This window comes from Pseudoglutamicibacter albus, assembly GCF_031458175.1.
Lineage (GTDB): Bacteria > Actinomycetota > Actinomycetes > Actinomycetales > Micrococcaceae > Pseudoglutamicibacter > Pseudoglutamicibacter albus.
This window is the reverse complement of sequence record NZ_JAVDXX010000001.1, coordinates 995,381-1,007,780: the sequence shown is the minus strand read 5'-3', so window position 1 is coordinate 1,007,780 and position 12,400 is coordinate 995,381. Positions and strand designations below refer to the sequence as shown.

The window sequence follows — 12,400 nt, the reverse complement described above, 5'->3', positions numbered from 1 at the left end:
TTTTCGGCCCTGTTTTCGTGAACCTGATAGTGCAAGAGCTCTCAACGCAATCGCTATACCGAGCACTACCTAAGGAGAAGAAGATGACCGATTATGTATCGCTACGGGGATTCGTTGCAACAGAAATCCAACTGAAACACCACGAGAACTTCAAGGTCGCCTCGTTCCGGCTAGGGTGCCCCGAATCACGTTTCAACCGGGAAACCCAAGAGTGGGAGGAAACGGGGATCAACTGGTATTCGGTCTCCGCTTTCCGTGACCTTGGCAGCAATGTGATGTGCTCGCTATCGAAGGGGGACCGCGTCATGGTTTCGGGCCGTCTCAAAGTCAGGCAGTTTACGCGGGAGGACAACAGCACCGGCACCACTGTTGAAGTTCTGGCGGATGCGGTTGGGCCGGACCTCCTGTTCGGTACCGCTTCATATGTCCGTACCTCCCAAGCCAAGCGTGGCACTGGCGCGGCCAATGGGGAAGCCCGAAGCGAAGAAGCCCGTAACGGGCTCAGCAACGGTATTGGCAATACGGAGACAGGCAACGAAAGCCCCGCCGGCAACGTGGACTCATCCGCATCATCGTCCACCACGTTCGCTTTCGGTTCCACCACACTCGTAGAAGACGATGCAGATGAGGATGTGACTGCCCGGCTCACTGCCTGAGGCTGAGCTTGAGTGCCCGCACCCGTAAGTGTCAGGCGGCAATAGCCGTTGCACATTATTGGTGCCCTGCTTTGGGTGATGTAGTGCTTTGCTGATGTAGTGCGACAGGGCCGTGGTAGGGGACTAGAATGGTTGATGGCCGCACCCGGCCCTGTCCGCGCGCCCAGGAACTGATCTCTTGCGGCGGAATAGCAACCGAAAGGAAACATGGCGGAGTTCATCTACACCATGGTCAAAGCCCGCAAGGCGGTGGGCGACAAAGTCATTCTCGACGATGTCAGCATGTCGTTCTATCCCGGGGCAAAGATTGGCGTTGTCGGCCCGAATGGCGCCGGTAAATCCACGATTCTGAAGATCATGGCGGGCCTTGACCAGCCATCCAACGGCGAAGCCCGCCTCAGCCCTGGCTATTCCGTAGGGATCCTGTTGCAGGAGCCACCTCTCAACGAAGAAAAGACCGTACTGGGCAACGTCCAGGAAGGCGTTGGGGAGATCTACGAGAAGCTGCAACGCTACAACCAGATCTCTGAAGAGATGACCCAGCCAGACGCTGACTTCGATGCGTTGCTTGAAGAGATGGGGTCGCTTCAAGCCGATATCGACGCAGCTGATGCGTGGGATATCGATTCGCAGCTTGAGCAAGCGATGGACGCGCTCCAGCTACCGCCAGCAGATGCTGATGTAACCCACCTCTCCGGTGGTGAGCGTCGCCGTGTCGCCTTGTGTAAGCTCCTGCTGCAGAAGCCAGACCTGCTGCTACTCGACGAACCAACCAACCACCTGGACGCCGAATCCGTCTTGTGGCTCGAACAGCACTTGAAGACGTACCCAGGTGCTGTGCTCGCTGTAACCCACGATCGTTACTTCCTCGACCACGTTGCCGAGTGGATCGCTGAAGTCGACCGCGGCCGCCTCATCCCGTATGAAGGCAACTACTCAACCTACCTTGAGAAGAAGCGTGAACGTCTCGAGGTTCAGGGTAAGAAGGACGCGAAGCTCGCCAAGCGCCTGCAGGACGAGCTTGAATGGGTCCGCACTAACACTAAGGGACGTCAGTCCAAGCAGAAGGCTCGCCTGGCTCGCTATGAAGAGATGGCGGCTGAAGCAGAGAAGATGCGTAAGCTCGACTTCGAGGAAATCCAGATCCCGCCAGGCCCGCGCCTAGGCAATCTGGTACTTGAAGCCAACGAGATCAAGAAAGGCTTCGACGGCCGCACGCTCTTCCACAACTTGTCTTTCACGTTGCCTCGCAACGGCATCGTTGGTGTGATTGGACCGAACGGTGTAGGTAAGTCGACCCTGTTCAAGTGCATCGTTGGGCTCGAAGAGATTGACGAAGGCACCCTCAAGGTCGGTGAAACCGTGAAGCTCGCCTACGTCGACCAGAACCGTGCCGGGATCGATCCTGAGAAGTCCGTGTGGGAAGTGGTCTCTGACGGCCGTGACTACATCAACGTTGGTGAAGTTGAAATGCCATCGCGGGCCTATGTTTCCGCGTTCGGCTTCAAAGGCCCTGACCAGCAGAAGAAGTCAGGAGTGCTCTCCGGCGGTGAACGTAACCGTCTCAACCTGGCACTGACCCTGAAACAGGGCGGTAACCTGTTGCTGCTTGACGAACCGACCAACGACCTCGACGTTGAAACCCTCGGTTCCCTGGAGAATGCCCTCGAGAACTTCCCGGGCTGTGCCGTGGTCATTTCCCACGACCGTTGGTTCCTCGACCGCGTGGCAACCCATATTCTCGCTTACGAAGGCACCGAGGAAGATCCAGCCAACTGGTACTGGTTCGAGGGTAACTTCGAAGACTACGAGAAGAACAAGGTTGAGCGCCTCGGCCCAGAAGCCGCGCGCCCAACCCGAGTGACGCACCGCCGCCTCACCCGCGACTAAGGTAGTCGAGAATCCAAATGCTGGTGGCTCCCGCGTTATATAACGCGGGAGCCACCAGCATTTAAGTGCCGCCCAGCAGTGAACATGCAAGCGGTCCAGGGGAAGCTAGGAGAGCGGATACTCGTGGTCTTCAGACAGGCGGATCATCGCTTCCTGAACGACCGAAGCGACCAGCTCGCCCTCTCGGGTGAACACTGAGGAGCGGATCAAGCTGCGGCCATCCTGAGCCGTGCTGGCGTGGTGGTCGAAGAGCAGCCACTCATCCACGCGAGCTTCGCGGTGCCACCACATCGAATGATCCAGGCTCGCATATGAGGCCCCGAGCTGTTGCATCCCAATCCAGGATGTACCCATACGGCGCAACGCAGTCTCCACCTGGGTGAAGTCAGAGCCGAAAGCTAACGCGGCACGGTGCAGAAGCGGATCATCAGGAAGCTGAGCACGCGTCTTCATCCACACGAGATGACGCTGCGGGGTGCCTGCTGGGCGGGCATAGAGGGAGCCCTCCGGATAACGCAGGTCAAAAGGACGATACTTGGTGACCATGTCCTTCAACGGGTGATCGATATCCGCTAGCTCTTCATCCAGCGTCGGCACATCCTCAGGGGCCGGGACGCCTTCAGGCATCGCATCCTGGAAGATCGGGCCGGCACCTGGTACCTGGAAGGATGCGGACATCGAGAGGATCGGTGTCCCGTCTTGGTAAGCGTTGACGCGGCGCGCACTAAAGGAGCGACCGTCGCGTAGCTTCGCGACACCGTACGTAATGGGCTTCTCAGGATCGCCGGGGCGTAGGAAGTAGCCGTGGAGCGAGTGGATCGGACGGTCATCACCGACCGTGCGTTGCGCCGCAACAACCGACTGCCCCAACACCTGACCCCCATAGATACGTGGCGGCCCGATTTTAGGGGTGTGCCCAACCGAGATGATTTCGTGGGTTTGAGCGCCTGGTTCTGTAAGGTCCAGTAGGTTCTTGAGAACATCGGTTGGCGATGCCATGAAAAATGACCCTCCGCTTGCGTGGTCTTGATGAAAGATGTTGTTCAGATCATAGCCGCAACCTCAACGGTGGAGGTGCCTGGCACACTAAGAGGGTGGCCACTAGTTTGATCTTGTCTGAAGCGACAGACCTCGAGGACGTGGGAACTTTCTTACAGAGGTCTGCCAGTATTCGTGATGGAGTGTGTCGGATTGTTGCGCGCGGCCGGGTCGCGGCATTACACACCGCGTTTTCTTTCCCGATGATGTTGACGGACCCCGCGCCCGTGATTATCGCTCAGCGCGGGGTGCGTCTCACTCAGCAAACAGAACTCGTGGACGTTGTGGTCCCGATGGCTGAACTGCGTGATCGTCTGCCGCGGGCAACGAGCGCGGGCCACGGGCAGTTACGCATCCCGCCGCAGCGTGTGAACGCACCATGGACGTCGCTGGTGCCGCTGCAATCGCAATGGGAGCAAGCGGGGACGGTGGTTGATGATGCAGTGCACGATGCGGGTGCTGAAGTCGCGCGAATCGTCAGCGAGTCCTTGCCGGATCAGCCGGGGCAACCGGTGCTCGTGCAGGCACGCAATGCGGTGTGGGGGAAATCTCTAAGCGAATTGGGCGTGGTTGAGCTGAGCGATCGTTTGGCACCCATGCTGGCGGGGGCCGCGTTCACGGCCTACGCCCTCGGATTTGTGCTCAAAGGTGGGCGTTCTCGCCTTTTCACGGCAGGCATGTGGCGGCGGCTATCCTGCCATGGCGGAACCTTGTTATACCGGGCGGGGTTGAGCTAGTCGGCTGTGTTCAACATCGCGGTCGCGGCACGCTCAAAGTAATCCCACATCAACGCGTCGATTGCTGGGGGCAATGAGACTTCGTCCATCGCAGCGCGCATGTGTTTGAGCCAGCGTTCGCGAGTGTCTCGGTTGACGGTGAAAGCGAAGTGGCGGGCCCGCAAGCGTGGATGACCACGGTGTTCGGAATAGGTGCTGGGACCGCCGAAGTACTGGATGAGGAACAGGCGCAAGCGAATTTCTGCCGGGCCTAGGTCTTCTTCGGGATATTCGGCCCGCAAGATCTCATCTTTTGCAACGCCGCGATAGAACGCGGCAACCAGATCCACGAACTTCTTTTCACCTAGCTGGTGATACACGCTGCCCACCATCGCCTCGGTGCTGTTGAGACCAGCTGGACGCACATTGCCTAGAGGGATTGCGCCCTTGAACTCACGCTTTTCAACACCTGGGGTGGGTTTCTCGTTCATCTCCATACCAGCATTGTCTCAAGCCCTAGCGTCCGCCGCTCACGTAACGCCACCGCTCAACTATTCGCTACTGACTGCTGCGCCGATGTTGTCTGCGCCGCTGTCCGGGTGGACGAGGATCTTGCATGCGGTGCTGTTAGCGATAAAACACCATTTGTGAGCCTGGCTGTGTAGTTGCCTGTATTCTTCCGCGTGGGCCCGTGCATCGAGCCTTGGAATGAGGGTAGCAGGCTGAATCTCTATGAGTGTGAATCGGCCTGAACCATCAGGGGAGAGGGTTAGCTCCCCGCTGACGTCCACGCTCGTCCGGGCAACATCGAACCCTCGCATTCCGGCTGCGCGCAGAAACGAAAGCACATGGCATTGCCCCAAAGCCGCCAGCATGAGCGTTTCCGGATTCCACTGAGCGGGGTCACCGAAGAACGCTTTTGCTGCCGAGAGCGCAAGCCCTGTTGTATGCGAGGACGAATCCGAAACCGGCGGACGCCCGAGCCCCGGTGTGGTTGCTACGGATTCACGTGAGAACGCACGTAGCGAGCTCGTTGGCGGGCCGTCACCGGCCCGCCAAGCCACACTCACCTGAAATCGGTGGGGTTTCAGTGCGTGGCCTTAGTCCGGTGTGCGGCTTCGTCCGCCTTGCGGGCGGCGATGATGCGTTCAAGCCCGTCGCGGGCCTCAAGCAGGGGACGCTTGAGCCCTGGCTTGTCAGCGGCAAGGGTCTCGATTGCCTGAGTTGTCGCCTGCAATGTGGCCGGTGTGGCCGCGAAGTACGGGTAGAGCCCCGTCACTAGTCGTTGTGACATCTCATAGCTTGCGTCATCCCACATCGCGGCGAGGTTCTCGAAGTAGAGCTCAGCGTATGGCGCCAAGAGGTGCCCATCGTGGCAACGGTTGAAGCCCAAGAGCGTGGCTCGCTGCATAGTGTTCGTCAGGTTTTGCTCCTTGACCATCGCTTCCCACGCCTTCTGCTTAGCCTCAGGATTTGGCAGTGCAGCTTTAGCGGTTTGCGCGCTCGTCGCGCCTGTTGCCGAGGAATCCTTCGCGTACTCAGCATCGATCTCGGCTTCGCCGATGCGGCCACCGGTCGCGAGGGAAATCAGGAGGGTCCAGGAGAGGTCCTGATCGATCTCAAGACCGGACAGCGAAGTCTCCCCGCTACGGAGATCTTCAATAATGCCCAACTGAACATCGCTATTGGCGAGGCGAGCGAAAGCGTTGACGAGCTGGAACTGCATGTCGCTACCACGGGCAGCCTCTTGAGCTGCACCCCACAAAACATTGCCGGCCCGCTGCCGCAGCGTCTCGGCCTTAGAAGGGCGCACATAGTGCTTGAGTGCGTACTCAAGCTGACGCACCAGAAGGTTGGCAAGGGTCGCGTCAGTCTCGGCAGGAAGGTGGGTCAGGACGGTATCGACGAAGGTTGTTGCCGCGAGCTCCCCATCACGGGTAGCGTCCCACAGCGAGGACCACACAACCGCTCGATCCAGCGGTTCCTGCAGCCCGGACACGTGCCGGATAGCGGTATCTAGAGAGGCTGAATCCAAGCGGATTTTCGCGAATCCCAGATCAGCGTGATTAGGCAGAACAAGGTCAGGGGTAGGTACCCGCCCAGCCTGCTCTATGACGGTCTTCTCACCCTCGATATCCACATCAAGGCTCACATCACGTGTGAGGTTATGTGCAGCATCAAGCGTGTAGAAAGCGAGCTTGATGTGCTGTTTACGCAGATGCGGGTGCGCCTCGGGCGCACTCTGGGTCACGGTGAGATCGGCAAGGTATCCGTCTTCGTCGATGTCATAGTCGATCTTAAGAGTGTTGACACCGCAGGTTTCCAGCCACTGCTGAGACCACTCGCTCAAGTCTCGCCCGGAAGCCTTTTCAAGGTGGCGCAGCAGATCTTTAAGCTCGGCGTTGCCCCACGCGTTCTCCGCGAGATACGCCCGGACGCCCTCCATGAACGCTTCCTGGCCAACCCAAGCAACCAGCTGACGCAGCACAGCGGCGCCCTTAGCGTAGGTGATGCCATCGAAGTTCGCGTTGACCGCGTCGAGATCCACCATGTCGGCAGTAATCGGGTGTGTGGTCGGCAACTGATCCTGAGCGTAGGCCCAGGTCTTCTCGGAAGCCGCGAACGTCGTCCATGCGTGAGGGGACACGCCAGATTCAACCGCGCAGAGGTGAGACATGAACTCGGCGAAGGACTCGTTAAGCCACAAGTCATCCCACCAACGCATCGTGACGAGGTCGCCAAACCACATGTGAGCGAGCTCGTGCAAAACGGTGATGTCGCGGCGTTCACGTAACGCGCCGGAAACCTTGGAACGGAACACGTAGTCTTCCAGGATCGTCACACAACCGGCGTTCTCCATCGCGCCGGCGTTGAAGTCTGGAACAAAGATCTGGTCGTATTTAGTGAACGGGTACGGGGTTCCGAACTGCTCTTCAAAGAACCTGAACCCGGCCTTAGTGGTTTCGAACAGGTTCTGGGCGTCTACGTATTGTGCAAGTGAAGCGCGAGAATAGACGCCGAGCGGCACGCTACGGCCATCTTCTGCCTTGTAGACGTCCGTGGTTCCCTTGTACGGGCCTGCCACGAGCGCTGTGATGTAGGAGGAAATGCGTGGCGTGGCTGGGAAGACCCAACGCGCGATGTCGGTTTGGGGTTGCGTGCCCTGTTCCGTTGGGGTCGCCTCAGCAGGTAGAGATTGCGGCTGTGGGGTCGGCTGATTGGAGATCACTGTCCAGTGAGCCGGGGCATCGACCGTGAAGCTGAAGGCCTGCTTGAGGTCCGGCTGTTCAAAAGTAGGGAAAACACGGCGTGCATCCGGAACCTCGAACTGGGTGTATAGGTAGACCTCGTTATCGACTGGGTCTACAAAACGGTGCAGACCTTCACCGGTGGAGGAGTAGTGGAAATCCGCGTCGATCTCCAAGAGGTTCTCCGATTTCAGATCCGGCAGCTGGATCCGGTATTCATCCGCGTGGGTCGCGGGATCGAGGTCTTTGCCGTTGAGGGTAATCGAATGGATGCGCGCTGTGATTGCGTCGATGAACGAGGACGCGCCTGGAACGGAACGAAACGCGATGGTTGCTTTAGTCCGGAACGTTTCGCTACCTGTGGTGAGATCCAGGTGGATGTGGGAGGACTGAGCCACTAACTGACGGGAGCGTTGCATCGCTTCGTCGCGGGTCAGGTTAAGTCCAGGCACAGGTAGTCTCCTCTAGTTTTTGGTGCTCTCAGGGGCGCAGGTGAGTGATGTCAAGGCTTTCTTGAATAGTTTCCCACTTGGGATGCAATCTAACCAGACGTGCGCGCTTGCTTCTTGCCTAGAATACTCTTTGAGAGTTTCGATTACGTCGCCTTGGAGGAAATGTGCGTATCCACATCGCTACAGATCACGCGGGTCTCGAACTGAGCCACCATCTGATCAAAGTCCTGGGGGAGGACGGTCACGAAGTTATTGACCACGGCCCGCAAGAATACGATCCACTCGATGACTACCCAGGGTTCTGCATCAACGCTGCGGTAGCCGTCGCTCAAGATTGGGATAACGGTGTCGAAGCACTCGGTATCGTTTTGGGTGGCTCAGGTAACGGTGAACAGATCGCCGCGAACAAGGTCAAAGGAATCCGCGCAGCACTCGTCTGGAACGAAGAGACCGCAAAGCTCGCCCGCGAACACAACAACGCCAACGTCGTAGCCGTAGGCGGCCGCCAGCACACGGTAGATGAAGCAACCGAACTCATCCGCACATTCATTTCCGAGCCGTTCCCAGGAGACGAACGTCACCTACGTCGCATCGGGAAGATCGGGGTTTACGAGACCACCGGTGACATCCAGATGTAGCGGACCATGATGCGGGACTAGACCGGTAGCGAAGTTAGTTCTGTACTGAAAACGGTTCTGTACTGAAAAAGGTTCTCCCGAAACACTTCCACGTGTTTCGGGAGAACCTTTTTGCCCTAGGAACCCTACTTGTGCCGGGAACCCTAGATGTCCATTCCAGAGCGGGTGACGAGAATCGAACTCGCGTAACTTGCTTGGAAGGCAAGGGCTTTACCATTAAGCTACACCCGCATGGCACGCTCATTGGAGCGACCGGATCCACTCTAACAGTGCGAGCGAATTCACCAAAATTTCGCCTCGCGAGGCAAACAGTGGATTTCGTAAAAATAAAAACCTCGTATACAGTGATCACTGGTCCTGAACCGGCCACGGTCAGCAGCGCATCGCTGGATCTACCACCCATGTGAATGCGTCACGACATATAAGTCTAGGCTTTATAGCCTAGAGCCAATAGTTTCAGGAACTTTCGGAAATAGGGTACGATTTCAGTTTGGCGCACAGATGTGCTTAGATGGATCGGTGCCTATCCCGGGATGTAGCTCAGCTTGGTAGAGCGCGCGCTTTGGGAGCGTGAAGTCGCAGGTTCAAATCCTGTCATCCCGACTCATTCAATATCTTGCAAGGCCCGCCAGCCGAATCTTCGGACGGCGGGCCTTACTTGAATCACTTTCATAATTGACTAGACGTCAGGAGCATCAGCACAGTGAAAACCTCGCTCGAGCGTGTGACGCCCACCCGGGTCAAGCTGAACATCGAGGTCCCATTTGCCGACTTCAAGCCGGCTCTGGATGCCTCGTATAAGGAAGTAGCCCAGCAGATCCAGGTCCCTGGCTTCCGCCGCGGCAAGGTTCCTGCAGTGATGATCGATCAGCGCGTAGGCCGCGAATACGTCGTCGAGAACGCACTGAACAGCCAGCTGGACTCCTACTACCAGCAGGCGCTGGCTGAAACCGGCGTTGTCCCACTGGCTCGCCCGGAGGTTGAGGTCGAGCAGGCTCCTTCGCTCAACGAAGCTGATAAGGAAGCCGACGTTTCGCTCACCATCACCGTCGATGCTCGCCCTGAGATCGAGGTGCCAAACTACGAGGGCATCGAGCTCACCGTTGAGCCACGCGAAGCTAAAGACGAGGACGTGCAGAAAGCCCTCGATGAGTTGCGCGGCCGCTTCGGCACACTCAAGACCGTGGACCGCCCTGCACAGGATGGCGACTTCACCACGATCGATATCGCAGCCTCCATTGACGGTGAGACTGTTGATGAGGCAACCGGCCTCTCGTACGAGATCGGCTCGGGTACCATGCTCGAAGGCATCGATGAGGCGTTGATTGGCTTGTCCGCTGACGAGGACGCCGCATTCGAAACCAAGCTGGCAGGCGGTGAGCACTCCGGTAAGGACGCTACCGTGAAGGTCACCCTGACCGCTGTCAAGGAGCGCGAGCTACCGGAAGCTGATGATGAGTTCGCTCAGCTGGCCTCCGAATTCGACACGATCGAAGAGCTCCGCGACTCCCTGCGCGAAGGTGCAGAGAAAGACGCAGTCATGCAGCAGGGCGTCGAGGCTCGCGACAAGGCACTTGATGCGCTCCTTGAAAAGGTCGAGGTCGCGCTCCCAGAGAGCGTCATCGAGGAGCAGGTTGAAGCGCACTTCAACTCGGCTAACCAAGATGATGACCACGACACCGAAGAGCACCGTAAGGAAGTTCGCCAGAACACCGAGAAGGCTTTCCGCGCCGAGGTAGTCCTCGACAAGATCGCTGAGGAAGAAGAGATCGGCGTCGAGCAGAACGAATTGCTCGAATACATCTTCCAGACCTCCCAGCAGTACGGCATGGACCCACAGCAGTTCATGCAGATGCTCGGCCAGGGCGGCCAGATCGAGGCAGTTGTAGGCGAGGTTCGCCGCCGTAAGGCCCTCGCTAAGGTCCTCGAGTCAGCGAAGGTCACGGACACCGACGGCAAGGACGTCGACCTGACCCCGTTCGTCACCCCAGAAGGTGAACAGGAGACTGAGGAAGCAACCGAGGAGAACTAAATCCTCGTGCAGAACCCCGTGTGGCCCCGCTAGATCATCTAGCGGGGCCACATCCACGTTAAAGGCACGGAGTTGTCTGTGAGGCATCCGCGTTGTCGTCAGCGATCCGCGCGATCGCTGAGTCGTGGACCCGGTGCCTGGGTTGTCCGCTCCTAGCGAGTGAGCTCACGCCGTAAGCGAAACACCCTGTTTTCCCCCTGATAAGCAACGGCCCCCTAGGTAATGTCGTTAGCAAGCAATTCACGTAGACCCGCTATGGGTTTACCTCTGAGGACCTCACAGAGAGGGAGAAGTATGACGAGCTCTGAAGAGACACCGAGCATGTCCTCCGTAGACCCGGCAATGCAGGAAGACTACATTTACAAGCGCCTGCTGAAGGAACGCATCATCTGGTTGGGCAGTCAGGTAGAAGACAAGATCGCCAACACGATCTGCTCCCAGTTGCTACTACTCTCCGCGGAAGACCCGGAAGCGGACATCTACCTCTACATTAACTCACCAGGTGGCTCGATCACCGCGGGCATGGCCATCTACGACACGATGAAGTTCATCCCGAACGACGTCGTGACCGTCGCTACCGGCCTCGCAGCATCGATGGGCCAGTTCCTGCTGTCCTCCGGAACCAAGGGCAAGCGCTATGCGACCCCGAATGCCCGCATCCTGATGCACCAGCCATCCGGCGGCATCGGAGGCACCGCATCTGACATTCGTATTCAGGCTCAGCTGATCCTGCACATGAAGAAAGTCATGAGCGAACTGACCGCGGAACAGACCGGCCAGCCACTTGAGAGGATCCTCAAAGATAACGAGCGCGACTCCTGGTTCACCGCAGAAGAAGGCAAGGAATACGGCTTCTTCGACCACATCGCTGTGAACGCATCCTCCGTGACTGGCACCGGCGGCGTCCAGAACTAAGCCCAACGTCTTCTAAGGAGAACTCATGAACTTTGATCCACAGAACTTCTCTGCGGCGGCGGGCAACCTTCCTGAAAACCGCTACATCCTCCCACAGTTCGAGGAACGCACCCCGTACGGCTTCAAGCGTCAAGACCCTTACGCGAAACTGTTCGAAGATCGCATCGTGTTCCTCGGCGCACAGGTCGATGACGCATCCGCTGACGATGTGATGGCGCAGCTGTTGGTCCTTGAATCGATGGACCCGGAACGCGACATCACGATGTACATCAACTCCCCGGGTGGCTCATTCACCGCGATGACTGCGATTTATGACACGATGCAGTTCATCCGTCCCGAGATTCAGACGGTATGCCTCGGCCAGGCCGCATCAGCTGCTGCCGTACTTCTCGCTGCAGGTACCCCGGGCAAGCGCCTGGCATTGCCGAACGCTCGCGTACTGATCCACCAGCCTGCGATGGGCGGGGGAGAGCGCGGCACGGCGACCGACCTGCAGATCCAGGCCGATGAGGTCCTGCGTATGCGTCAGTGGCTTGCTGATACGCTCGCGGAACTGTCGAATCAGACCTCCGAACAGGTCGACAAAGACATCGAACGTGACCTCTTCATGACCGCGGTAGGCGCGAAGGAGTACGGCCTGATCGATGAGGTTGTCACCTCGCGTAAGATGACCCGCTCATAAGCGCAAGGCTTCGCGCGACGCGCCTCAGCGCACACAGTTAATGAGTGTGACTCAATCGAAGAAGGCGCGCGCACAGATAAGGCGCGTGTTTGCCTCAGCTTCCTCATAGAATAGGGGAGTCGAAGGGTGAACA

Annotated in this window: 11 protein-coding genes and 2 tRNA genes; 8 read left to right on the top strand and 5 right to left on the bottom strand. The window is 58.2% G+C overall.

Translation table 11 applies throughout. From position 1 onward, the window contains the following. Positions 1 to 83 precede the first annotated feature (83 nt). Positions 84 to 656: a single-stranded DNA-binding protein gene (locus J2S67_RS04405; protein ID WP_070490787.1), complete on the top strand. Its 573-nt coding sequence runs from the start codon at positions 84 to 86 to the stop codon at positions 654 to 656. 207 nt (positions 657 to 863) lie between these two features. Continuing rightward, complete coding sequence (ettA, locus tag J2S67_RS04400; RefSeq protein ID WP_035755056.1) at positions 864 to 2,546, top strand: energy-dependent translational throttle protein EttA; 1,683 nt, start codon at positions 864 to 866, stop codon at positions 2,544 to 2,546. A 105-nt stretch (positions 2,547 to 2,651) separates the two neighbouring features. Here the strand turns inward: ettA and J2S67_RS04395 are convergent, their stop codons facing one another. Then, positions 2,652 to 3,545 carry an acyl-CoA thioesterase gene (locus J2S67_RS04395; protein WP_239446162.1) on the bottom strand — a complete coding sequence of 298 codons (894 nt, stop codon included), beginning with the start codon at positions 3,543 to 3,545 and terminating at the stop codon, positions 2,652 to 2,654. Between the two features lie 95 nt (positions 3,546 to 3,640). On the opposite strand from J2S67_RS04395, the gene J2S67_RS04390 reads away from it, so the two are divergent. Further along, positions 3,641 to 4,321: a hypothetical protein gene (locus J2S67_RS04390; protein ID WP_141739883.1), complete on the top strand. Its 681-nt coding sequence runs from the start codon at positions 3,641 to 3,643 to the stop codon at positions 4,319 to 4,321. On the opposite strand, the gene J2S67_RS04385 is transcribed toward J2S67_RS04390, so the two are convergent. The 3 genes from J2S67_RS04385 to pepN all read right to left on the bottom strand — a co-directional run bounded on the left by J2S67_RS04385 (position 4,318) and on the right by pepN (position 8,000). Then, positions 4,318 to 4,692, bottom strand: a complete 375-nt coding sequence (locus J2S67_RS04385) for a globin (RefSeq protein WP_070492329.1) — start codon at positions 4,690 to 4,692, stop codon at positions 4,318 to 4,320. The two genes, J2S67_RS04390 and J2S67_RS04385, sit on opposite strands and share 4 nt — an antisense overlap. 159 nt (positions 4,693 to 4,851) lie before the next feature. Further along, positions 4,852 to 5,370: an OsmC family protein gene (locus J2S67_RS04380; RefSeq protein ID WP_141739884.1), complete on the bottom strand. Its 519-nt coding sequence runs from the start codon at positions 5,368 to 5,370 to the stop codon at positions 4,852 to 4,854. A 17-nt stretch (positions 5,371 to 5,387) separates the two neighbouring features. Further along, a complete protein-coding gene (pepN, locus tag J2S67_RS04375; protein WP_310246657.1) occupies positions 5,388 to 8,000 on the bottom strand; it encodes an aminopeptidase N in 2,613 nt (870 codons plus the stop codon). 164 nt (positions 8,001 to 8,164) lie between these two features. Here pepN and J2S67_RS04370 point away from each other — a divergent pair, with 164 nt between their 5' ends. Further along, positions 8,165 to 8,638: a ribose-5-phosphate isomerase gene (locus J2S67_RS04370; RefSeq protein ID WP_239446159.1), complete on the top strand. Its 474-nt coding sequence runs from the start codon at positions 8,165 to 8,167 to the stop codon at positions 8,636 to 8,638. A gap of 160 nt (positions 8,639 to 8,798) precedes the next feature. Here J2S67_RS04370 and J2S67_RS04365 read toward each other — a convergent pair. Next, positions 8,799 to 8,869: transfer RNA gene (locus J2S67_RS04365), tRNA-Gly, on the bottom strand. A gap of 298 nt (positions 8,870 to 9,167) precedes the next feature. Between J2S67_RS04365 and J2S67_RS04360 the strand changes: the two genes are divergently transcribed. From J2S67_RS04360 to J2S67_RS04345, 4 genes are all read left to right on the top strand, one after another. Next, positions 9,168 to 9,241 (top strand) — tRNA-Pro (locus tag J2S67_RS04360). Positions 9,242 to 9,341: 100 nt separating this feature from the next. Beyond that, positions 9,342 to 10,670, top strand: a complete 1,329-nt coding sequence (tig, locus tag J2S67_RS04355) for a trigger factor (RefSeq protein ID WP_310246654.1) — start codon at positions 9,342 to 9,344, stop codon at positions 10,668 to 10,670. A gap of 321 nt (positions 10,671 to 10,991) precedes the next feature. Next, positions 10,992 to 11,585, top strand: a complete 594-nt coding sequence (locus tag J2S67_RS04350; RefSeq protein WP_035755075.1) for an ATP-dependent Clp protease proteolytic subunit — start codon at positions 10,992 to 10,994, stop codon at positions 11,583 to 11,585. Positions 11,586 to 11,610: 25 nt separating this feature from the next. Beyond that, a complete protein-coding gene (locus J2S67_RS04345) occupies positions 11,611 to 12,267 on the top strand; it encodes an ATP-dependent Clp protease proteolytic subunit (RefSeq protein ID WP_310246649.1) in 657 nt (218 codons plus the stop codon). Positions 12,268 to 12,400 lie beyond the last annotated feature (133 nt).

Bases quoted from the DNA above. Each gene is read 5' to 3' on its own strand.
- J2S67_RS04405 (WP_070490787.1), top strand. From the start codon at position 84: ATGACCGATTATGTATCGCTACGGGGATTCGTTGCAACAGAAATCCAA.
- ettA (WP_035755056.1), top strand. From the start codon at position 864: ATGGCGGAGTTCATCTACACCATGGTCAAAGCCCGCAAGGCGGTGGGC.
- J2S67_RS04395 (WP_239446162.1), bottom strand. From the start codon at position 3,545: ATGGCATCGCCAACCGATGTTCTCAAGAACCTACTGGACCTTACAGAA.
- J2S67_RS04385 (WP_070492329.1), bottom strand. From the start codon at position 4,692: ATGGTGGGCAGCGTGTATCACCAGCTAGGTGAAAAGAAGTTCGTGGAT.
- J2S67_RS04350 (WP_035755075.1), top strand. From the start codon at position 10,992: ATGTCCTCCGTAGACCCGGCAATGCAGGAAGACTACATTTACAAGCGC.
- J2S67_RS04345 (WP_310246649.1), top strand. From the start codon at position 11,611: ATGAACTTTGATCCACAGAACTTCTCTGCGGCGGCGGGCAACCTTCCT.